Source organism: Pseudozobellia thermophila (assembly GCF_900141855.1).
GTDB lineage: Bacteria > Bacteroidota > Bacteroidia > Flavobacteriales > Flavobacteriaceae > Pseudozobellia > Pseudozobellia thermophila.
The window spans coordinates 174,619-196,875 of the sequence record NZ_FQYU01000005.1 but is presented as its reverse complement, the minus strand read 5'-3'; the positions used below and the strand labels follow the sequence as shown (position 1 = coordinate 196,875).

Annotated in this window: 23 protein-coding genes; 15 read left to right on the top strand and 8 right to left on the bottom strand. The window is 47.7% G+C overall.

Going from position 1 to position 22,257, the window contains the following annotated elements; genetic code table 11:
* Positions 1-65: 65 nt before the first annotated feature.
* From BUB37_RS14145 to BUB37_RS14105, 9 genes are all read left to right on the top strand, one after another.
* Positions 66-1,256: a pyridoxal phosphate-dependent aminotransferase gene (locus BUB37_RS14145; RefSeq protein WP_072994470.1), complete on the top strand. Its 1,191-nt coding sequence runs from the start codon at positions 66-68 to the stop codon at positions 1,254-1,256.
* A complete protein-coding gene (gene murB / locus BUB37_RS14140; RefSeq protein WP_072994469.1) occupies positions 1,256-2,272 on the top strand; it encodes a UDP-N-acetylmuramate dehydrogenase in 1,017 nt (338 codons plus the stop codon). The genes BUB37_RS14145 and murB overlap by 1 nt, the downstream gene beginning before the upstream one ends.
* Before the next feature lie 207 nt (positions 2,273-2,479).
* A complete protein-coding gene (locus tag BUB37_RS14135) occupies positions 2,480-3,046 on the top strand; it encodes an RNA polymerase sigma factor (protein WP_072994468.1) in 567 nt (188 codons plus the stop codon).
* A gap of 5 nt (positions 3,047-3,051) precedes the next feature.
* The gene (locus BUB37_RS14130; RefSeq protein ID WP_072994467.1) at positions 3,052-3,810 is read left to right on the top strand and encodes an anti-sigma factor; all 759 of its coding nucleotides are present in this window, start codon (positions 3,052-3,054) and stop codon (positions 3,808-3,810) included.
* An 86-nt stretch (positions 3,811-3,896) separates the two neighbouring features.
* Positions 3,897-4,112, top strand: a complete 216-nt coding sequence (locus BUB37_RS14125; protein WP_072994466.1) for a membrane or secreted protein — start codon at positions 3,897-3,899, stop codon at positions 4,110-4,112.
* Between the two features lie 20 nt (positions 4,113-4,132).
* Complete coding sequence (locus BUB37_RS14120; protein ID WP_072994465.1) at positions 4,133-4,690, top strand: RNA polymerase sigma factor; 558 nt, start codon at positions 4,133-4,135, stop codon at positions 4,688-4,690.
* Between the two features lie 101 nt (positions 4,691-4,791).
* Positions 4,792-5,667, top strand: a complete 876-nt coding sequence (gene lipA / locus BUB37_RS14115; RefSeq protein ID WP_072994464.1) for a lipoyl synthase — start codon at positions 4,792-4,794, stop codon at positions 5,665-5,667.
* A gap of 45 nt (positions 5,668-5,712) precedes the next feature.
* Positions 5,713-6,723: a type I glyceraldehyde-3-phosphate dehydrogenase gene (gene gap, locus BUB37_RS14110; protein ID WP_072994463.1), complete on the top strand. Its 1,011-nt coding sequence runs from the start codon at positions 5,713-5,715 to the stop codon at positions 6,721-6,723.
* Complete coding sequence (locus tag BUB37_RS14105; protein WP_072994462.1) at positions 6,720-8,963, top strand: ATP-binding protein; 2,244 nt, start codon at positions 6,720-6,722, stop codon at positions 8,961-8,963. The genes gap and BUB37_RS14105 overlap by 4 nt, the downstream gene beginning before the upstream one ends.
* Here BUB37_RS14105 and lpxK read toward each other — a convergent pair.
* Positions 8,956-9,951, bottom strand: coding sequence for a tetraacyldisaccharide 4'-kinase (gene lpxK / locus BUB37_RS14100; protein ID WP_072994461.1), 996 nt, complete (start codon positions 9,949-9,951; stop codon positions 8,956-8,958). The two genes, BUB37_RS14105 and lpxK, sit on opposite strands and share 8 nt — an antisense overlap.
* A gap of 47 nt (positions 9,952-9,998) precedes the next feature.
* On the opposite strand from lpxK, the gene BUB37_RS14095 reads away from it, so the two are divergent.
* Both BUB37_RS14095 and BUB37_RS14090 read left to right on the top strand, forming a co-directional pair.
* Entirely contained in the window at positions 9,999-11,093 is a 1,095-nt protein-coding gene (locus BUB37_RS14095) for a Nif3-like dinuclear metal center hexameric protein (RefSeq protein ID WP_072994460.1), read from the top strand.
* 6 nt (positions 11,094-11,099) lie between these two features.
* Positions 11,100-11,879 (top strand): zinc ribbon domain-containing protein, encoded by a 780-nt coding sequence (locus tag BUB37_RS14090; RefSeq protein WP_072994459.1) that lies wholly within the window; start codon positions 11,100-11,102, stop codon positions 11,877-11,879.
* A gap of 97 nt (positions 11,880-11,976) precedes the next feature.
* Here BUB37_RS14090 and BUB37_RS14085 read toward each other — a convergent pair whose 3' ends face one another.
* Together BUB37_RS14085 and BUB37_RS14080 are read right to left on the bottom strand one after the other, a co-directional pair.
* On the bottom strand, positions 11,977-13,317 hold the full coding sequence (locus BUB37_RS14085; protein WP_072994458.1) for an FAD-dependent oxidoreductase: 1,341 nt from the start codon (positions 13,315-13,317) through the stop codon (positions 11,977-11,979).
* A 511-nt stretch (positions 13,318-13,828) separates the two neighbouring features.
* Positions 13,829-14,377 (bottom strand): ClpP family protease, encoded by a 549-nt coding sequence (locus BUB37_RS14080; protein WP_072994457.1) that lies wholly within the window; start codon positions 14,375-14,377, stop codon positions 13,829-13,831.
* A 204-nt stretch (positions 14,378-14,581) separates the two neighbouring features.
* Between BUB37_RS14080 and BUB37_RS14075 the strand changes: the two genes are divergently transcribed.
* On the top strand, positions 14,582-15,268 hold the full coding sequence (locus tag BUB37_RS14075; protein WP_072994456.1) for a hypothetical protein: 687 nt from the start codon (positions 14,582-14,584) through the stop codon (positions 15,266-15,268).
* Here BUB37_RS14075 and BUB37_RS14070 read toward each other — a convergent pair.
* The gene (locus BUB37_RS14070) at positions 15,265-16,428 is read right to left on the bottom strand and encodes an MFS transporter (RefSeq protein WP_072994455.1); all 1,164 of its coding nucleotides are present in this window, start codon (positions 16,426-16,428) and stop codon (positions 15,265-15,267) included. The two genes, BUB37_RS14075 and BUB37_RS14070, sit on opposite strands and share 4 nt — an antisense overlap.
* 342 nt (positions 16,429-16,770) lie before the next feature.
* Here BUB37_RS14070 and BUB37_RS14065 point away from each other — a divergent pair, with 342 nt between their 5' ends.
* Together BUB37_RS14065 and BUB37_RS14060 are read left to right on the top strand one after the other, a co-directional pair.
* Positions 16,771-18,363, top strand: a complete 1,593-nt coding sequence (locus BUB37_RS14065; protein WP_072994454.1) for a sensor histidine kinase — start codon at positions 16,771-16,773, stop codon at positions 18,361-18,363.
* 69 nt (positions 18,364-18,432) lie between these two features.
* The gene (locus tag BUB37_RS14060; RefSeq protein WP_072994453.1) at positions 18,433-18,831 is read left to right on the top strand and encodes a response regulator; all 399 of its coding nucleotides are present in this window, start codon (positions 18,433-18,435) and stop codon (positions 18,829-18,831) included.
* Between the two features lie 30 nt (positions 18,832-18,861).
* Here BUB37_RS14060 and kynU read toward each other — a convergent pair whose 3' ends face one another.
* Both kynU and BUB37_RS14050 read right to left on the bottom strand, forming a co-directional pair.
* A complete protein-coding gene (gene kynU / locus BUB37_RS14055) occupies positions 18,862-20,142 on the bottom strand; it encodes a kynureninase (protein ID WP_072994452.1) in 1,281 nt (426 codons plus the stop codon).
* Positions 20,143-20,190: 48 nt separating this feature from the next.
* Positions 20,191-20,667 (bottom strand): GNAT family N-acetyltransferase, encoded by a 477-nt coding sequence (locus BUB37_RS14050; protein WP_072994451.1) that lies wholly within the window; start codon positions 20,665-20,667, stop codon positions 20,191-20,193.
* A 67-nt stretch (positions 20,668-20,734) separates the two neighbouring features.
* Here BUB37_RS14050 and BUB37_RS14045 point away from each other — a divergent pair, with 67 nt between their 5' ends.
* The gene (locus BUB37_RS14045) at positions 20,735-21,376 is read left to right on the top strand and encodes an O-methyltransferase (protein WP_072994450.1); all 642 of its coding nucleotides are present in this window, start codon (positions 20,735-20,737) and stop codon (positions 21,374-21,376) included.
* On the opposite strand, the gene BUB37_RS14040 is transcribed toward BUB37_RS14045, so the two are convergent.
* Positions 21,342-21,914, bottom strand: coding sequence for a phosphatase PAP2 family protein (locus tag BUB37_RS14040; RefSeq protein ID WP_072994449.1), 573 nt, complete (start codon positions 21,912-21,914; stop codon positions 21,342-21,344). The genes BUB37_RS14045 and BUB37_RS14040 overlap by 35 nt on opposite strands.
* A gap of 2 nt (positions 21,915-21,916) precedes the next feature.
* Entirely contained in the window at positions 21,917-22,255 is a 339-nt protein-coding gene (locus BUB37_RS14035; protein WP_072994448.1) for a Sec-independent protein translocase subunit TatA/TatB, read from the bottom strand.
* Positions 22,256-22,257: the final 2 nt, after the last annotated feature.

Here is a 22,257-nt window from a genome sequence, read left to right as displayed (position 1 = left end):
AATGTAGGTCGGGAAACTAGTTTTATCGAATAGGTTTTAGCATTTTTGTGCTAAAATTTGAATTTATGCCATCAGTGTCCGAAAAAGGGCGGTCAATGCCTGCATCGCCGATCAGAAAACTTGTCCCGTTTGCCGAAGAAGCCAAGAGAAAGGGAAAGAAGGTCATTCACCTGAACATTGGTCAGCCCGACATCAAAACCCCAAAGGTCGCCCTGGATGCGGTGAAGAACAACGACCTGGAAGTATTGGAATACTCCCGTACCGAGGGCTCCGACACCTACAGGAAAAAGCTATCGGGTTATTACGCCAAAAACGACATCCATATCGATGCGGCCGATATTATCGTTACCACAGGGGGCTCCGAAGCCTTGAGCTTTGCCATGGGCAGCATAGCCGACCACGGCGACGAGATCATCATACCCGAACCCTTTTACGCCAATTACAATGGCTTTGCAACGGCCGTCGGGGTGAACGTGGTACCGGTTACATCGCATATCGACAACAATTTTGCCCTGCCCCCCATCGAGGAGTTCGAAAAGCTGATCACCCCAAAAACGAAGGCCATTCTTATCTGCAACCCCGGCAACCCAACGGGATACCTATACACCGAGGAAGAAATAAAAAAGTTGGCCGCCATGGCCAAAAAGCACGATCTCTTTCTGGTGGCCGATGAGGTCTACAGGGAATTCACCTATGACGGGTGCGAGCACCATTCCATTTTACGGGAGGAAGGCCTAGAGGCGCATGCGATCATGATCGACTCCGTATCCAAACGGTACAGCATGTGCGGTGCGCGTATCGGATGCCTGGTGACCCGGAACAAGGAAGTGATCCAAACGGCCTTAAAATTCGCACAGGCCCGCCTATCGCCCCCTACCTATGCCCAGATTGCGAGCGAGGCCGCCCTCGACACCCCACAGCAGTATTTCGACGAGGTGAAAAAGGAATACGTGGGCCGAAGAGACCTGCTAATAGCGGAACTTGAAAAAATAGACGGTGTTAAAATAGGCAGGCCCCAAGGTGCCTTTTACTGTATCGTCGAATTGCCCATAGAAGACGCCGACCATTTTGCCCAATGGCTCCTCAAAGAATACAGCCTTGACGGCGAGACCGTAATGGTCGCCCCTGCAGGAGGCTTTTATGCCAGCCCCGGCCTGGGCAAAAACCAGATACGGATCGCATATGTACTCGAAAAAGAAAGCCTTAAAAGAGCGGTAAAAATACTAAAGGAGGCCTTAAAGAGTTATAAAGGTTGATGGAAGTACAAGAAGACATATCCCTACAACCTTATAATACCTTCGGCATTGAGGCCAAGGCCCGGTATTTCTGTGAAATCAAAAGTATAGACGACCTCCGGACCGCCTTGCGACTCGACCTACACCCCAGAAAATTTGTGATCAGTGGGGGCAGCAACATGCTTATCACCCAAGACATCGACGCCCTGGTGCTGTACATGAACATAAAGGGTATCGAAGTGATGGCGGAAGACGAGGCCCAGGTGACCCTAAAAATAATGGCCGGTGAAAATTGGCACCAAATGGTACTTTGGACCCTGGACCAGGGATACGGCGGCCTGGAGAACATGTCGCTGATTCCGGGCAATACGGGCACGGCCCCCATTCAAAATATCGGGGCCTACGGGGTCGAGCTAAAGGACAGCTTCGTAAGTTGCGAAGCCATGGATGTCGGCAACCAAGAGCTAAAGACCTTTTCAAAGGAAGCCTGTCGCTTCGGTTACCGCGATTCCTATTTCAAGAACCAAGGAAAGGGAAAGTACATCATTACCTCGGTTACCTTGCAACTTACAAAGAAAGACCACAAAAAGAACACCTCTTATGGCGCCATCGAGGCCAAACTCAGGGAACTGGGGGTAAGCGATCCCACGATAAAGGATATTTCAAGGGCAGTTATAGCCATTCGCCGCGAAAAACTACCCGATCCGTCCGAATTGGGAAATAGCGGCAGTTTTTTCAAAAACCCGATCATCGATGCCGGGAAGTTCAAACAATTCGCCAAAGACCATCCCAAGGCCCCTTTTTACAAAATTTCGGACGATGCCTACAAAATTCCGGCAGGTTGGCTGATCGAACAATGCGGATTCAAGGGCAAACGCTACGGGGATGCCGGAATCCATAAAAACCAGGCCCTGGTACTTGTCAATTACGGCAAAGCGAGCGGAAACGAAATTCTCGAACTGGCCAAAACGATCATGGAAAAAGTAAGACAATCCTTTGATATTCAGATCGTACCGGAGGTAAACATAATAAAATAACCCCCAGTGAAAATCACCAGGGGTTATACCAAACCAAACTAACCAAAAATAAAATGCGCAGTTACCAAGTGCACATTTTTACATTAAAATTTTTACAAAACGCCTATATAACAATCAATTTTATAAATTAGCGTTTTTACATATACGGTCTAAATTACCCAAATGGATGCCCCTATATCAATTTTTTTTTGAGACCTGCTAAAATATATGAGCACCTTATTAGAGAAACACATTGTTGAACTGCTACAAGAGCGTAATGAAAAAGCCATTTCCCTCTTGTACGAACACTATGCAGATACCCTCTTAGGAGTGGCCAACAAAGTGGTGCGTGACGAAGAGCTTGCCCAAGACGTTCTACAGGAAAGCTTTGTCAAGATCTGGAAAAAATCGGACTCATACGATGCCTCGAAGGCCAAACTTTTCACTTGGTTGTTTCGTATAACCAGAAACACCGCGATCGATAAACTTAGAAGCGTAAGTACGAAAACCGACAAAGAAATCCAAATAGATGTTTCAGACGTATATAATTTAGGCGTCGATACCACCAGACCAGAGTTTATGGACGTCCGTGAAAATCTAGACAAGATAGAACCGAAGTACCAGATTGTATTGGATGCCCTCTTTTTTCAGGGGATGACCCAACAGGAGGCAAGCGATGAACTGGATATTCCCTTGGGTACGATAAAGTCGCGATTAAAAATCGGACTTAGGGAACTCAGAAAGATATATGGCCCAGCCCTACTTATGGTTTTATCGATCAACTTGATACCTTAAACATCATGAAAGAAAAAATAAAAGACTTTTTAGATTCAGACGTACTGGAAAAGTACCTGATCGGCACCTGTACCGAAGAAGAGGCCCTACAGGCCGAGCGCTACATAGCGATGTATCCCGAAGTTCGCGATACCTATAACGAGTTGCAGGAAAACCTTGAGGCCTACGCCAAAATGTACGCGATAAAGGCCCCCGATGAGCTAAAGGAAAAAATCATCACCCGTATCGGCAAGGAACACGTAGGCCGCAAAAAGTATTACAGGTTGGCGATCGCCGCCAGTATCGCCGTCCTGGTTTCCTGGGGCGCCAATTTCTTTTATTGGGACCAGAACCAAAACCTACAGGAAGAAAACGCCATGGTCAACAGTAAAATCGACAATTTGGAGGAGACCATGCGCGAACAACTGGAGGATGTGCGCAACCAATTCATCGTCCTTCAAAGTCCCCAGACGAAAAAGGTCACCGTAAAGGGGAACAAGAAAGCCAAGGAACTAAAGGCCGTTGCCTATATCAACCCGGTAAAAAAGCTGTCGTACATCAACGTGAGCAAACTGCCCAACCTTCCTGAAGACCAATGTTATCAAATGTGGGCCGAAGTAAACGGAAAGATGGTCAATTTAGGGATCATCCACGAGGCCGACAGCCAAGAGAAGCTCTTGGCCCTGCCTTATGCCGACAAGGCGGTAAGCTATATAACCATTGAGCCCAAAGGAGGCAACAAGACGCCAACGGTCGAAAACATCGTAGCGAATATCGCATACTAAAGTTCTCTTAAAACAGCATTTATATCCAGGCCCCGTAACTTTTGTTTCGGGGCTTATTTTGTATCTTTGTACCAAATATTCGAATTATGAAATTGGTTTTACTGACCGTAGGCCTGTTGGCCTTGGCTTTCGCCGGGATAGCCATTAAGATATGGTCGAAAAAAGATGGCAAGTTTGCCGGTACCTGTGCGAGCCAGAGCCCCTTTCTCAACAAAGACGGGCAAGCCTGTAGCATGTGCGGGAAATTGCCGGACGAACAAGATTGTAGAAACGAATCAAGGTCGGAACTGCAGACCCCTTAACCCCTAAACCTCCCCCTGCCTTGGCATCAGCCGACGATACCCAAGCCACAATAAAAAAAGCTCTCGCGGGTAGCCAGATCGCCTATAGTAATTTGTTGGACAAATTCTGGAACGGGGTCTACGGGTTTCAGCTCAAACGCACCGAAAACGAGAACGATGCCGAAGACATTACCATACAGACCTTTTCGAAGGCCTTCGACAAACTCGACACCTACGACCCCAAATACGAGTTCAAGACCTGGCTTATCGCCATTTCGAAGAACATACACGTAGACCTTATCAGAAAAAGAAAAAAAAGCCTTGAAACCGGCGAAAACCAAGAGTCGGTAAAGAAGGTTCTCGACAACGCCCCTTCTGCGGAAGACGTCTTGATCACAGAGCAAAATTTGGCCAATTTGCTTATGCACATCAAAAAATTAAAGCCGCACTACCAAGAAGTGATCAACCTGAGGTACTTCAAGGAATTGAGTTATGCCGATATCGCCGAAGAGCTCAACGAGCCGATCAACAACGTCAAGGTAAAACTTCTCCGGGCAAAAAAACTGCTGGCCCAAGACATCAGGGGCAAAAAAAGGTAGCAAAGCTCCCGGTCCGCAACCAGGCCAAAACAAATGCGCCCCACTGTCAGATTAGGCCAAAACCCTTATTAGTTTCGTATATTTGTATCAAATTATATCGTATGAGCACAGACACCGTAGCTAGTGTAGCACCCCCAAAAGGCAAACCCAAATGGCTTAGGGTCAAGCTGCCTACAGGTAAAAAATATACCCAGTTAAGGGGATTGGTAGACAAATACGACCTACATACCATCTGTACCTCAGGCAGTTGCCCGAACATGGGCGAATGCTGGGGCGAAGGTACCGCCACCTTTATGATATTGGGCAACGTATGCACCCGTTCCTGTGGTTTCTGCGGTGTAAAGACCGGGCGCCCCTCTACGGTTGATTGGGCCGAACCCGAAAAAGTGGCCCGGTCGATCAAGATCATGGGCATAAAACATGCGGTGATCACCTCCGTAGACCGCGATGATCTAAAGGATATGGGATCGATCATCTGGGCGGAAACGGTAAAGGCCATCCGCCGTATGAACCCGAACACGACCTTGGAGACCTTGATTCCCGACTTCCAGGGGATAGAAAGGCACTTGGACCGTATCGTTGCAGTCGCCCCGGAAGTAATTAGCCACAATATGGAAACCGTAAAGAGGCTCACCCGAGAGGTGCGCATTCAGGCCAAATACGACCGAAGTCTTGAAGTACTTGACTACCTCAAACGAAGTGGCGCCAATCGTACCAAATCAGGTATCATGCTGGGCCTTGGCGAGCTTGAGGAAGAAGTTATCGAAACGATGGAGGACCTGAGAAGGGCCAAGGTCGATGTGGTTACCATAGGCCAATACCTACAGCCATCGAAGAAACACTTGCCGGTCAAGGAGTTCATCCGTCCCGAACAATTTAAAAAATACGAGGAAATCGGCCTTAAACTGGGTTTTAGGCATGTTGAGAGCGGGGCATTGGTACGATCGTCGTATAAAGCCCATAAGCACATTGACTAAAAAAATTTCAACCCGAATAGGAGAAACCTTCCTCCCGAAAATCCAATGAAAACGACAAAAATAGGAATCAACGGATTCGGTCGAATAGGTCGCACCCTGTTCCGATTACTCCACGATCAGCCCGAATTGCAGGTCGTGGCCATAAACGACTTGGCCGATGCCAGAACCCTGTCGCACCTGCTGAAATTCGATAGCATCCACGGGATTTTTGACGCCGGCATAGACCACGGTCCCGCCGAAATTATCGTCGATGGGCAAAAAATACGGCTGACCAACCACCATTCCCCGGAAAGCATCGATTGGTCGGCCGACGAAGTTGACATCGTGGTCGAATGTTCGGGCAAGTTCAAGACCCGCGACATTTTGGAACATCACCTCAAAAACGGGGCTAAAAAAGTGATACTTTCCGCACCTCCCGCAGACGACAGCCTTCCCATGGTGGTCTTGGGGGTCAACGACCATACCCTTAAGGCATCCGACGATATTATCTCAAATGCGTCGTGCACCACCAACAACGCGGCGCCCATGATCAAGGTAATCGACGAACTCTGTGGTATCGAACAGGCCTATATCACGACCGTACATTCGTACACCAGCGACCAAAGCCTGCACGATCAACCGCACCACGACCTTAGAAGGGCCCGTGCGGCGGCACAATCGATCATACCCACCACTACGGGAGCGGCAAAGGCCCTCACAAAAATCTTCCCCCACTTGGCCCATGTAATAGGCGGTTGCGGTATTCGCGTACCCGTCCCGAACGGGTCATTGACCGACATCACTTTCAATGTTAGGAAAGAGACCACGATCGATGAAGTTAACACTACTTTTAGAAAATATTCGCTCAATCAATTGAAAAACATAATTTTATACACCGAATATCCCATAGTATCGATCGATATAAGCAATAGTTATTACTCTTGTACGTTTGATTCAGGGATGACGTCCGTAATAGGCAAAATGGTAAAAATAATCGGTTGGTACGATAACGAAACCGGCTATAGTAGTAGAATTGTGGATTTGATCAAATTATTGAGACATAAAAAACACATTTGAAATTCGATTTTAGACATATAGCGGCATATCGATTATTACTGGTAGTTGTGGTTTTCCTCACCTTGCAGAGGAATACCGCCCAGGATGCTGCGTTCCAGGTCCAGGATACGGTCGAGCTTTTGGATCCGAAGACCCATTTCGAAAGGGCCAGGCTCCTGAGCAACCAAAACCATACCGACCTGGCCTTGGAAGAGCTTGAAAAGGCCTCCAAGGCTGCCGAGGCCAACGAAGACGTCAAAGCCCTGATCGACAGCTATCAGGAACACGCCTTGGTCTACCTGAAACTCAACAAGGAAGAGACCACCTATTTTTTCTGGGATAGGGCCAAGGCCCTGCTCAAGGAAATCGAATACCCCTATGGCGATGCCATGCAAAAATATATCGAGGCCATTCTGCTGTTCAGGGACGGAAAGAATTTTCAGGCCATTTTCCTCCTTAACGAGGCCAAGCAACTCAACAACGACCGCAACTTCTTCAATAATGTCCTCTTGGTGGAAGGGAATATTTATATGAACCTCGAAAAATATGAAAGTGCCGCCAAAAACTTTAATTCGCTCATCGTAAATACCGACGTTTACGAAAGCGACTACCTGGCGACCAAGGCATATTTGGGCCTTGCCCGGCTGAATATGGAAACCGGCAAATTGGAGGAAAGTACGAACAATGCCCAGAATGCCCTAAAACTCGCCGAGAAAAATGCCTTCTCCAAGGAAATTTGGGAAGCCAATGAAATGCTTACCAAGGTCTATGAAGAATTGGGGCAATACGACAATTCGTTGGCACACAACAAAAACCTACTCCATATCAGGGACTCCCTCTTCAACATAGCCAAAATGAAGACGGAAACCAAGACCGCCGAAAAAATCCAGTTCGACTTTATGAGCGACGAAATCAGGAGGCAGGAACAAAAAATCGAGGAACTTAACGAATCGAAGAACCAATCCGACATTGCGGCCATACTCACCTCGGCCCTATTGATCATAATTACCTTATTGGCGGTATCGCTGTTCCGAAACAACCAGATCAAGTTAAAGACCAACGACCTTCTACAGACCAAGAACAACGAACTCAAGGCGGCCAGGGACGCTGCCGTAACCGCCATGGAGGCCAAGACCAACTTTTTGTCGACGGTAAGCCACGAACTGCGTACCCCCTTGTACGCGGTGACGGGACTCACCCACCTCTTGCTCGAGGAAAACCCGAGCGAGAACCAGAAGGAACACCTAAAGGCCCTAAAGTTCTCGGGCGACTATCTACTGAACTTCATTAACGACATACTCCAGATCAACAAGATCGATGCCGACAAGCTTGAACCGATGAACGTTGAGTTCAACCTTAAAAAGGTGTTGCAGGAGGTTATCGACTCGCTCCAGCAAAGCGCCCAGGCCAACAACACCGAGATCATCTTGGATTACGACGAGGATATTCCGGCCAACCTGATGAGCGACCCCATGAAATTATCGCAGATATTCATGAACCTGGTGGGCAACGCCCTTAAGTTTACCAAAAACGGGACAGTGACCGTAATCGCGAAACTTTTGGAGCAAAAGGAAGACAACCTAAGGCTCTTCTTTGAGGTCAAAGACAACGGTATCGGCATTTCAAAAGACCAGCAAGAAAATATTTTTGAAGGGTTCGAACAGGGCTCCATTCAAATTAATCGCGAATACGGAGGTACGGGTCTGGGCCTAACCATCGTCAAAAGCCTATTGGGCCTTTTCAACAGCAAGATCCAACTGGAGAGCGAGCTGGGCAAGGGCAGTTCCTTCTTTTTTGAATTGGACGTAAAAGCCAAAGACGCCCTCGTCGACGATGTTTCCTTCGAAATATCGGAAAAAGACTTCGACCTCAAAGGCCTTCATATCCTGATTGTCGAAGACAACAAGATCAATCAGGTGATCACCAAAAAAATGCTTACCAAAAAGGAGATTACCAGCGATATCGCCAACAACGGTGGCGAAGCCATAGACAAGGCCCGCGAAAACAAATACGACGCCATATTAATGGATATCCATATGCCGGGGATCGGGGGCGAGGAAGCGACCATCGAAATTCGCAAATTCGACAAGGTTACCCCCATCGTCGCCCTGACCGCCATCTCATTGGACGACAGTTTGGAAAGTTTTTATGCGGCGGGTTGCAACGATGTAATCACCAAACCCTTTAAGCCGGAAGTCTTTTATAAAAAAATCGGCGAAAATATCTTCGACAACAAAAATTTGAAGAGTTCGGTCACCTGATATCCTTGAGCGCCCGCAACAACCTGCCTTCACTTTGGTCATAAAAAACATGTTTTACGGCAATGCGATAAAGCCCTGGCAGACTGTCCTTTAACCGAACATAGTCTTTTTCGGTGGTCAGCACCACATCCTTCTTTCCAAGCTCGTCCAACTCACCGGTCGAAAAGAAATGATGGTCCTTATACGCCAAGTGCTCAAAGGCCAGTCCTTGTCCCCTGAGGTAGCCTACCAAAGGACTGGGCTCGGCAATACCCGTTACCAAGGTGACCTTCCTGTCCCTGAGGTCGTCAAGGGAGCAGGGGCCGTCGGGCCCCGCGATGGTTTCGTCGTACGACAAAAAGCTGAACAAGACTTCTTGGTGGGCCTTGGGCCCAAGCTTACGGGCAATACGGTCCCGTTCACCTTCACTCAACGAAGATGGGCACTTTGTCACTACGATGATATCGGCCCTATCGGCCTCCTTTCTTGAATCGCGAAGGTTTCCGGTAGGCAGGTAGGTATCATCGACATACAGCTTATCAAAGGCCGTAAGAAGGAGGTAAAAACTGCATTTTACCTTTCTGTGTTGAAAGGCGTCATCGAGCAAGATCAAATCGGGCCCGACCTCCTTTTCCAGGATCGAGATGCCGTTTTGCCGGTCGGCATCCACAGCGACCGTTATATCGCGAAACTTGCTGTACACCTGAAAGGGCTCATCGCCCAGAGTCAGCGCCGTGCCCGTGCCGTCGGCCAGGAGAAAGCCCTTTGATTTTCTTCTGTAGCCCCTGCTCAAAACGGCAATATCGAAGTCGTGCCGTAAATTTGCGATCAAAAATTCGATCATAGGGGTTTTTCCGGTACCCCCCACGCTTAGGTTACCGACACAGACCGTCGGGGTCTTGAATGATCGCGATTTAAGAAAACCGATGTCGTACAAATAATTGCGCAAACGAACGACCAGGCCATAGACCAAGGAAACCGGATAAAGTAATTTTCTGAGTATTTGCATTAAGGCGAAATTATAATATTTTATCTTTAGACAGCATAAAAACCGCTATGACCGTAAAAGAAGTTACCACCATTTTGGAAGAGCTGGCCCCCTTGGGCCATGCCGAGGATTTTGACAATGTCGGACTATTGGTCGGAGATGCCGGTGCCAAGGTAACCGGTATTTTGGTGACCTTGGACACCCTCGAAAACGTAGTGGACGAGGCCATCGCTAACGACTGCAACCTCATCGTCAGTTTTCACCCGATCATTTTCGGGGGACTAAAGAAAATAACGGGCGCTACCTATGTGGAGCGCGTAGTGACCAAGGCCATTCGCCACGGCATTGCCATCTACAGTATGCACACCGCCTTGGACAACGTCCCCGAAGGCGTAAACGGCAAGATTTGCGAGGTATTGGGCCTTACCGATACCCGTATCCTCATCCCCAAGCAAGGGGCGCTCAAAAAACTCGTCACATACGTCCCCCTCGAAAGTGAGAAAGAGCTGAAAACCGCCCTTTTTGCCGCCGGGGCGGGCAGCATTGGCCAGTACAGCGACTGTTCTTTCAGTACCGAAGGAACCGGCAGCTACAAGGCAGGCGCCAAAGCCAACCCCACCAAAGGGGAAATCGGCCGGATACACTACGAGAAAGAGGTGCAGGTAAACGTAGTTTTCCCAAAGGTGCGCGAGGCCAAGGTAGTCAGGGCCCTTCTAGAGGCACACCCCTATGAAGAGGTGGCCTATGAGATATACACCACCAACAATACCGATCGCCATATTGGCATGGGAATGATAGGCAGTCTAAAAGAACCGGCGAACGAGATCGACTTTCTCAAAACGGTCAAAAGGAAGATGAACGCCCCCGTGGTCAGGCATTCGCCCCTACTCGGCAAACCCGTTGAAAAAGTAGCCGTTCTCGGGGGCAGTGGGGCCTTTGCCATAGAAGCGGCCAAAGCCGCCGGGGCCGACGTTTTCATAAGCGCCGACATCAAGTACCACGAATTTTACAAAGCCGAAAACAAGATGCTTATCGCCGATATAGGACACTATGAAACCGAACAGTTTACAAAAAATCTTTTAGTTGACTATCTTACAAAAAAAATTCCTAATTTTGCAATCCGTTTATCGGAAAGCAAAACCAATCCCATCAAGTATTTATAAAAATTTATGGCAAAAAAAGAAGACGCTTCGGTAGAACAAAAACTTAGGGCATTGTACGACCTTCAATTGATCGATTCAAGGGTGGACGAAATACGAAACGTTCGAGGGGAACTGCCACTGGAAGTTGAGGATTTGGAAGATGAGGTTCTTGGACTCAAAACAAGGATCGATAAGTTAAAGACCGATGTGGAGACCATTAATTTTGAAATCGGCGCCAAGAAAAACTTGATCGAAGAGGCCAAGGCCCTGATAAAAAAATACAGTGAGCAGCAAAAGAACGTTCGCAACAGCAGGGAATTCAACTCAATAAGCAAGGAACTTGAGTTTCAGGAACTTGAAATTCAATTGGCCGAAAAGAACATTAAGGAGTTCAAGGCACAGATCGAACAGAAAAAGGTGGTCATTGCCGAAACCAAGGAACGATTGAGCGAGCGTGAAGCGCATTTAAAGCACAAAAAAGGAGAACTTGATGCCATTTTGGCCGAGACGGAAAAGGAAGAACAGGCCTTGTTGGAGCAATCGGAAAAGTACCGAAGTGAGATCGAAGAGCGTTTGGTAAAGGCCTATAGCCGCATCCGTAACAATGTTAAGAACGGTCTTGCCGTCGTACCGATTGAAAGGGGCGCCTCAGGAGGTTCGTTTTTTACCATTCCGCCGCAGGTACAGGTTGAAATAGCCTCGCGAAAGAAAATCATTACCGACGAACACAGCGGTCGAATTTTGGTAGACCCTGTATTAGCGGAAGAAGAACAGGAAAAGATGCAAAAATTGTTTGCCAAGCTATAACAATCTTTCACCCGATAAAAAAAGCCGTTCACTTAATTGAACGGCTTTTTTTATTGATGACGGCATAAACGCTTTGATCCAATAACCGCCCCCAAAACTAAAGGAGCGACAATATTTTACGTTCGACTTCCTCGCTGTCCCATTTCCTTTCGATATCTGGCATTTTCAGTACCTCCCGCATAATTCTCTCCTGGGTATCGCCTGCCGCCAAGGCTTCGGCATAAGGACGATCGGAGAAGGTCACCCTACTGTAGACGGGAATCCATTTTTCGGGATGTTTGGCCGCAAAGCGCTTTTCTATCTTTTTCTGTAGCAAAAAGCGGGGATCTGCGGTCTTGCTGCTCATTTCCACAAAATTGCGGTAGCTCAATTCGGCTATGGCATCGGCATTCGGCTTTCTCTCCTTTTGGTATTCTTGAAAAATACGCTCCCAATCATCCCCATAGGCATGAATCAATTGGTTGAGCACATAGATATCCTCGAAGCCGGCATTCATACCCTGTCCGTAAAAGGGGACCACGGCATGGGCCGAATCGCCAACCAGGGCCACCTTGTTCCAATACGTCCATGGATAGCATTTCATCGTTACCATGGCACTTGTCGGGTTTTTGAAAAAGTCGACCAGAAGGTCGTCGATAACCTGCATTACATTCGGGAAGTAGGTCTCAAAAAAGGCCTTGGCATCGGCTTCGGTCTTCAACCGCTCAAAGGAGACTTCCCCCTCGAAGGGCAGAAAGAGCGTACAGGTGAAACTACCGTCCAAATTGGGCATGGCTATCAGCATAAAATTGCCCCGGGGCCAAATATGGAACGAATGCTTGTCCAGTTTATGGCTGCCGTCGGGGTTCGGGGGAATCGAAAGTTCCTTGTACCCAACATCGATAAAGTCTTGCGAGTAATCAAACCGGCTGCGGCGCTGCATTTTGTGCCTTACCCGCGAAAAGGCACCATCGCAGCCAAAAATAATGTCGTAATCGTACTCCTTCCACTCGCTCTTTTCCGATTGCCCTGTGTACAGTTTGGCTTCGGGCAAGCTGACGTCCCATACCTTTTCCTCAAAGCGAAAGGTAACGCCGGCCCCTTCGGCCAAATCGATCATGCGCTTGTTCAGCACCCCCCGTGAAATCGACCAAATGGCCTCCCCTTCCTTTCCGTACTTCTGAAAATACAAGGGTTTGCCGATTACGTGCATGGCCCGTTTATCCAAGGGGATGGCCAAATTTCGCACCTCATCCTCAATACCCACTTCCCTCAGGGCCTTCCAGCCCCTATTGCTCATGGCCAGATTGATCGACCGCCCCGAGAACGTAATATTCCTGATATCGGGTCTTCGATCAAATACGGTTATGGTGTGTCCTAATTTTTTAAGGTAGATGGCCAATAGGGAACCTACAAGCCCCGAGCCAATAATGGCAATGTTCTTCGGATTTTGAATCATAGATAAGAAATGACGCCCTTACTTTTATAAAAGGCAAAAAATAGTACTCCTGTTAATGGCTCGAAATCTGTATGAACGAGGCACCCGTTTTTTAGGTCTAAAAAAGTCGTGCTTGCTTCAGAAATCAAGCAAATCAAACAAATATAGGACTAAAAACGAATGTTTACGGTAAAATTGGGTGCAATAGCCCGTATTCCCAATCCCCGCCCCTTGGCTCCGGTCCATGGGCCACAAGGGTTCAGGGGCACCTAACCACCTCATTTTTTTTGATTTACAGAACGATACGAAACCATACAGGCGGAAGTGTGCCCCCCCTGTCGCTTTAAGGCAGGAAGCGGGCATGACCTGCCAGTGGATTTAATATTTTTTTAACGCATTCGGTACATCCACTCCCTGCGTCTTAAACGTAAATACCATATAAATATTCCGCGCAAGCGTCTATATATATCCAAAAAAAGTCCTTCATAAATCAGTTTACGAAGGACTTTTTTAATTGGAACGGTATGGACCCTTAGTCCAAGATACCGTCCACAATTCCGTATTCGACCGATTCCTCGGCATTCATCCAATAATCCCTATCGAAATCCTTCAAGACCTTTTCGTAATCCTGACCACAGTTTTCGGCCAAGATGCGTGCGCTCAGCTCCTTGGTCTTGATAATCTCCTTGGCCTGGATCTCGATATTCGACGCCTGCCCACGTGCCCCGCCACTAGGCTGATGGATCATGACCTGGGCATGGGGCTGGATGAACCTTCTACCCTTCTTCCCAACGGAAAGGAGAATAGAGCCCATTGAAGCGGCAAGTCCCGTGCAAATAGTGGATACAGGACTCTTTAAGGATTTTATGGTGTCGTACATGGCGAATCCGGAGGTCACATAACCGCCCGGACTGTTGATGAACAATTGGATCTCTTTGTCGTTTTGCATATCCAAGTACAACAAACGATCGATCACGTGCTTGGCAGAATCATCATCGACCATGCCCCAAAGAAACACTTTTCTTTCCTCCAGTAATTTCTCGTCTATCGCTTCTTGTACTTTTCCTTTTTTAGAACTCATTTTATCTATTTTGATGCGTTCAAAATTAAGCAATTTATTTAAAAGAAAACGGGGTGCTTCAATATGTGACCGCCCCATAAAAAAAAAGCGGCAGGATCGGATAACGGCAAAACCGTCCCGGCTTCGGCCTGTTGTTCGACGAGAATTTGCCCATATTCACTTCCCGTGAACCAAAAGCCATTATCTTTGAAAAAAACCCGTACCATGAAAAAGCCTCTTTACACGCTGATCATTCTTTCCCTTTTTGCCCTTGCCTGCAAGGAAACCAAGAAACCGGAGACGACAGCTCCCGAAGACGAACTCCCCATTCTAGAACAACTCGCCTATGCCAATGGGTATGGAAATTGGAACAAGGTGCAGGAACTCAAGTTCACCTTTAACGTAGATCGCGACACCACCCATTTTGAACGGAGCTGGATATGGAAGCCCAAGTCGAACGAGGTTACGGCCCTAACGGCACAAGACACGATTACCTATAACCGCTCACGTATTACCGACAGCCTGGCGTACAAGGCCGACGGAAACTTTATCAACGACAAGTACTGGTTGTTGGCCCCCATCAATATTCTTTGGGACAAAAACAGTATTTCAACGAAACACAGCGTTGACGTAGAAGCGCCCCTCAGTAAAAAGAACATGCAAAAACTGACCGTAGTCTATAACGCGGAGGGTGGCTACACGCCCGGAGACGCCTACGATTTTTACTTTGAAGATGATTTAAAGGTGCAAGAATGGGTCTTTCGAAGGGCCAACCAAGAGGAACCCTCGATGATCACCACATGGGAAGATTACACCGAGATGGGCGGACTACAACTCGCCCAAATGCACAAAAACAAGGACGGCAGTTTCAAACTCTACTTTACCGGCCTCGAGGCAAGCACCAAAGACTAGGGCCTTAGGCCCCCCGTGCCCTTTCGCTGCAAGGCGATGGTCGACCCCAGTATCAAAAAGGCACAGCACAGCAATACCGAAAAGCAGGTAAACAAGGACGAGGTATCGGCGATAAAGCCCAAAACGGGAGGGGCCACCAAAAAACCCGCATAGCCGGTACCTGCGATAAAGGATACCCCTTGGGCAGATTCTATGCCCTTTACGTTGCCGCCGATGCGGAATACTTCGGGTACGATCACCGAATAGCCCAATCCGCTCAGGGCAAACCCCAATATGGCCAAATACGTTTGGGTCGTCAGTACCAAGACATAGCCCAACATCACGACGATCGAGGCCATGGCCACCATTTTGATCGAGCCTACCTTGGAACTGATCCCGTCGCCGAGAAAGCGCCCTATGGTCATGGTCACCTGAAAACCCAAAAACCCCGCGCCCCATAAAATCTCGGGAGCCAAGCTGATCTCTTTTAGGTAGAGTCCGCTCCAATCGACAATAGCCCCTTCGCTGCCCATGGCCACGAAGGAAATGAGGCCCAGAAAGAGTAAGGGGCCAAACACCTTTAGGCCAAAGCCCCCCTTTTCGGCAGGAGCGGCCACCACATCCTTGTACTGCCCGTGAAATGCCAGGTTCACCCCAAGCACCAGGGCCACCGCTATGGCCATGTGCAAGGGCGGGTTGGCCAAAGGACCGATCAAAAAACTGCCCAAGCCTGCCAAGACGCCCCCCAAACTAAAAAAGCCGTGTGAGGCCGACATAAACTTTTGCCCGTCCTCCTTCTCGATCTCGGTGACCAAGGTATTCATTGAAATGTCGGTAAAACCATTGCAGGCGCCAAAAAGGAACAAAGACCCGGCCAATAGGTAGTAATTGGGAGCCAAAAGGGGCAGCAGGGCCGCAAAACAGCTTAAAACCACGCCCGCCCGGGTGGCCTTCCCTACCCCGATCCGGTTGATAATTCCAGCCGCAAAGGGAAAAACGGTAAAAACCCCCAGGGCCAAAAAAAAGATGGCAATGCCCAATTGCGATTTATCGATACCTAAGTGCTCCTTTACCGTAGGTATGTATATGGCCCAGGTACCAAATAGGATATTGATACTCGCAAAGACCCATGAGGGTCCGAAATATCGGGCATTGGACAGAATAAGCAATAATGATTTCATAGGGCTTCCCTTAACTGACGGACGAATATAATTGAAAAACGCGAAAGCCTCATACAGTATGTAAAGGGAAGCTTATGCAAGTACGGCCCCACCCCATTGTGTTCAGTCCGACCCATAGTATATTAGGATATCCATTTTGAATACCAGAAGGGCGGCAAGCAGCCATACTATTCGAAAAAAAATTACACTCTTAAAAATAAAAACTGCCTAATAAAGTAAGATATTTCATCAAAATGCTGTTCGTTTAAAAAAAAAAGCAATATTTTTAAATCCATGATACTATAATAGGTTCCCCGTCCTACTTCGCAATAATTTGAACAAATACCCTCTTTCCCGGCCTTTATGAAATTGAAATTCACCAATGTTAAACTCATACTATTTTCCCTGATACTATTTCTGGTTACCAATATCCTGATTTGGTCTTCAATTGTGCGTCGCATCGGCACCTTCAATGCCAATATGCATGAACTTGAGGAAGTAAAGGCCCACAATAGGATCAAGGAGGCGGAGAACCAGTTCATAAGCCTCTACGAAATCAGCAAAAAAAACATAGCCGTTATCAGAAAAATGGTCCAGCTCGAAATCGAGAACGGCGACAAACTTGAACTGATCGCCAAAAAACTGGGCAATTTTATAGAACTCGACGGCAATTACTTTCAGGCCCGTATAATCGATTCCAACGGTTATGAGCTTACAAGGGCCCAACTGATAGGCAATTCCACTTATATTTCAGACCCCGGTAAGTTGCAGTACAAAGGTGACCGATACTATTTCAAGGAAGCCTTAAATATCGACAAAGGCCAAATATACGTATCCCAACTCGACCTGAACATTGAAAACGGCAAAGTAGAGGTCCCCTATCGGCCCACCGTCCGTTTTTTCAGCCCGCTCTATGTTCAGGACAAAAAAATTGGCATAATCGGGCTCAACCTCGATATCAAGAACTGGTTCGACACCTTTAAAGGAAAAAACGTTGGATTGCTAAATGCCAACAACGAGGTATTTTATGACGACAAGAGGGAGCTCTATGGCGAGTTCAAGGAAGACCTGGACAAAGAAGGCGCCCACGGCCATAAGGAGTTTTTTTATAAAAAAATAAGCTTGGACGGCGATCAGTTTTGGACCCTCTATACCCAAGCGGATATTTCGGGCGTAGAACAGAAATTGGCGGATTTTAAGAAAGAAGCCGTTGAGACCGGAATTTTGCTGTCTTCAGGGGTACTTATCCTACTTGTGATAACGTACTCCATGAACCGAAAGAACATCAAAATTTCGAAATTGAACGAGCGTATTGAAAGTCGCCTAAAAGAGAGGGACACCCTCATAAAGGAAATTCACCATAGGGTAAAAAACAACCTACAGGTAGTCGCCAGCCTTTTGAGCCTTCAATCGAGCTTTATCAAAGACGAAACGATCAAAATGCTTTTTCGGTACAGCCAATACCGGATCAACTCGATGGGAATGGTCCATGAGATGCTCTACCGAAGTGGAGACCTGAGCAAAATAGACTACGGGGGCTATATTAAGGAATTGGTAGGCACCTTGATACAATCTATGAGGGGCAAGAAAAGCAAAATCGAATTGATTACCGAAGTAGACAACATATACCTGAACCTCGACACCTCCATACCGCTCGGACTTATTATCAACGAGATAATTACCAACTCGCTAAAATACGGCTTTAAAGACTCGGAAAATGGAACCATATTCATTAAACTCGATAAAATCGATTCGTCGGCGTACAAGTACAGGCTTGAAATTGGCGATAACGGTTCCGGTTTTCCGCCAAACGTCAATTTTAGAAACACCAAATCGTTGGGGCTGAAATTGATCCATAAACTCGTTTTGCAATTGCGCGGCAACATTGAAAAGGACAATAGCAAAGTAGGGACACATTATATCATAACATTCAAGGAGATAGAACAAATATCTTAAAAACAGGGGGGGCCATTTCCTTTGTAAGACACTTCTTATCCGTAAAAAGCCAAACCTTAAACCGCCCATATGGAACTAAAAATCTTAATAGTGGAAGACAACTTTATCATACAAATGTTCTTGGAAGAAACTTTGGCGAACATGGGCCACAGTGTACTGGGTTCGGTCGATACGGGCAACGACACCCTATCGTTTATCGAAACCAATCGACCGAACATGATTTTTCTTGACATTGGCCTATCGGGAAGTATGACCGGTATAGAATTGGCCGATACAATTAAGAAAAACTACAACATCCCCTTTATCTTTCTCACCGCCAACTCAGACCGGCCTACCCTCGAAAAGGCCAAAAAAACCCAGCCCCTGCATATTATAAGCAAGCCTATCGACGAAGACAGGTTAAAGGAAGAGGTAGGCGCCGCTTTAGAAAAATTGAGGAAACAGGACATCTCCAATCCAAACGCATAATGCCCGAAAAGGTTTTCTATCGGCCATTGCCTATCGTGCCTTGGCCTGTTCCCGTATGCCCTGCTTTAAAATTTGCCCGAACCGGTACATATCTTCATAAGAGCAATAAAAAGGGGCCGGTGCCAGGCGGATTACATTGGGTTCCCTCCAATCGACGATTACCCCGTGCTCCATCAAGTAGTCGAACAGTGGCTTCCCTTGTCCATGTAGAAAGACCGAAAGCTGGCAGCCGCGGTCCTTGGGGGTGATAATTTCGAAAGACCCGCTTGTTTCCTTGTCGATCTCGCCCAAAATATATTCGAGGTAGGCCACGATCGATTTTCGCTTTTCGATAAGCGCATCCATGCCCACCTCATCGAACATTTGCAAGGAAGCCAAATAAGGCGCCAAAGACAGGACGGGCGGATTGCTCAACTGCCAGGCGTCGGCCGATGCAGGCGGTTCAAATTCGGGCTTCATCAAAAACCTAGTTTCCTTTTGGGTACCCCACCACCCTTCAAAACGGTTGATTCCCTTTTTGTTCAAATGCCGTTCGTGCACAAAGATTCCCGATGCATTGCCCGGGCCACTGTTCATGTATTTATAACTGCACCAAGCGGCGAAGTCGACGTCCCAGTCGTGGAGCCTCAATTCGATATTGCCGGCCGCATGGGCCAGGTCCCAGCCCACTTGGGCCCCCACTTCCCTACCCGCCTTGGTAATGGCGGGCATATCGAACACCTGCCCGTTGTAGTAGTTAACCCCACCGATAAGCACCAGGGCCAATTGATCTCCCGTTTCCTCGATGGCCCTTAAGACATCTTCGGTGCGCCAATGGTGTTCGCCCTTCCTCTTCCTTACCTCAACAATGGCATCGTCGGGATCGAGGCCATGGTGCCTGACCTGGCTTTGCAACATATATTGGTCGGAGGGAAAGGCCTTTTCCTCACAAATGATCTTATACCGTTTATCGGTAGGCCTGTAAAAGGTGACCATCAGCAGGTGCAGGTTTACCGTAAGGGTGTTCATCGCACACACCTCTTCGGTCTTCGCCCCCACGATCTTGGCCATGGGCGCGGCCAAGCGTTCGTGGTAATCCCACCACGGTCTTTTGGCGTGAAAATGGCCTTCGACGGCCAGGTCGGCCCAATCGGCCATGACCTCATCGATATAGTCGTGGGTACGTTTGGGCTGCAGCCCCAATGAGTTACCTGTAAAATAGATAACCTGCCTGCCATTGACCTGGGGAAAATGAAACTCGTCCCGGTACTTGGCCAGGGCATCGGCCGCATCCAATGACCGCGCAAACTTCAGGGTATTTTCAAAATGCATAAAAATGAATTTGTTCAAAAATACGATTAAGATGGTAATTCAACGGCCTTATCCCTGTCCTTGATCATCGACCAAGCGCATTTCGACAAGGTGTTTCTTGAAGCCCACCTTGCCATAGGCCTTTATGGCCCCGATATTGTCTTGGTAAACCGTTAACCGTACCTCCTTGATATCTCTTTTGTACGACCACTCGCGCAGGCCGTCGACGATTTTGCCGTTCAAGCCCCTGCCCCGGTATTCGGGGGCGGTATACATAAAACCCAGGTAGGAATACCGCTCGTGATCCAAATAATGCCTGGCGCGCTTGATTTTGGCATAGCCCGAGGCCACTATCTTTCCGTCGACCTCGGCGACCAACACCTCGGCCTCTTGGCTAAGGATCAAGTCCTTAATGTCATAATAGCTGATTTCACCTTCCCGTATCGTGGGGTCGAAGGGGCGTTCGGCCCTTATGATCTCTTGCTCAAAGCCCAAGAGGGTATCCAAATCCGACAGCGTCGCCGGCCGTACCTTAAATTCTTCCATGGTTCAACTTATTGGCTCCCGTATAAATTAAAGTTCGAAAGTACTATATATTTGCAGAAAAGTCACCATGCATTTTCTATCCCCGGTTTTAGAAAATTACATCAAGAACAACTCCGAAGACGAACCCGAACTCCTTCGAGAGCTTACCCGTGAGACCCATTTAAAAGTGCTCCGGCCCCGAATGCTGACCGGCCATTTTCAGGGCAGGGTCTTGAGTATGCTCTCGAAAATCATCGCCCCCACCACTATTTTGGAGATTGGCACCTACACCGGTTATTCGGCACTGTGCCTGGCCGAGGGCATGCGCAAAACGGGTCAATTGCACACCATCGACATCAACGAGGAACTGCAGGCCATGCAACGCCGCTATTTTGACAAAAGCGGTTATGGCTCGAAGATCATCCAGCACGTGGGCGATGCCAAGACGATCATACCCCAATTGGACCTGACCTTTGACCTGGTCTTTATCGATGCCGAAAAAAAGGACTATCCGGCCTATTTTGAGCTCGTACTCAAAAAAACCCGGCCCGGCAGTATCATTCTTTCCGATAACGTACTTTGGTCGGGCAAGGTGTTGGAACCTATTGACAAAAAAGACAAGGTAACCCCCATATTGCTCGATTACAACTCCATGTTAAAGCGGGATAAGCGGGTAGAAACCGTGCTTTTGCCGATCAGGGACGGCCTAACCCTAACGAGGGTACTATAAAGCGGATATAGAGCATGTAAAAGAAAAGGGCCGACAGCACTCCTACCAGGGCCCCTACCAAGATATCGAGGGGAAAATGCACGCCCACGAAAATTCGGCTCAACACGAACAATACGGGCCATATATAGAAGAGCCAGCTCCACTTGAAGCGATTTTTAAGAAACAGCACCACGAGGGTGGTAATGGAAAAGGAACTGGACGAATGCCCTGAAAAAAAACTGTAGGTCGACGGATTTTTCAATATGCGGATAAGCGTATTGATGTCTTCGTTGTTATTGGGCCTCAACCGTGCCACGGCGTGCTTGGTGAGATCGGTGAGCGTACCCACATAAAGGATCATGACCAAAATCGTTACTATTACCCAGAAAGCCTCCTTTTTGGGGTATTTGATAAAGATTAGGACGATAAACAGAATAAAGAGGGGAATCCACGTGGTGAAGTTGGTCACGGTCGTCCAAAATACATCGTAATCCTCTATACCGAGACCGTTAAGATAGACGAAGACCGCCTTGTCCCATTCAAGAATCTTATCGAGCAAAACTAGTTTCTCTTAATGGTTCCGCTAACCCCGTCGACACTCTTTTTTACCTCATCGATCTCTTTCTTGATATCGGTACCTATGCCCGAGGTCAAATTGTCCTTTACCTCGTTGATATCGTTCTTGATATCGTCTACGAAGCTTGTATCAATGCCTTGTTTTTCGGCACTTTTCTGAATTTCACGCTTAATATCCTCGGTGGCATCCTTCAATTGGCGCATACCGCTACCCAGGCCTTTGGCGATGCCGGGTATTTTATCGGCACCGAATACCATGACCACGATAAACATGATAAAGAATATCTCGCCCCCGCTTATGAACAATAATTGAGTTAAATACATAA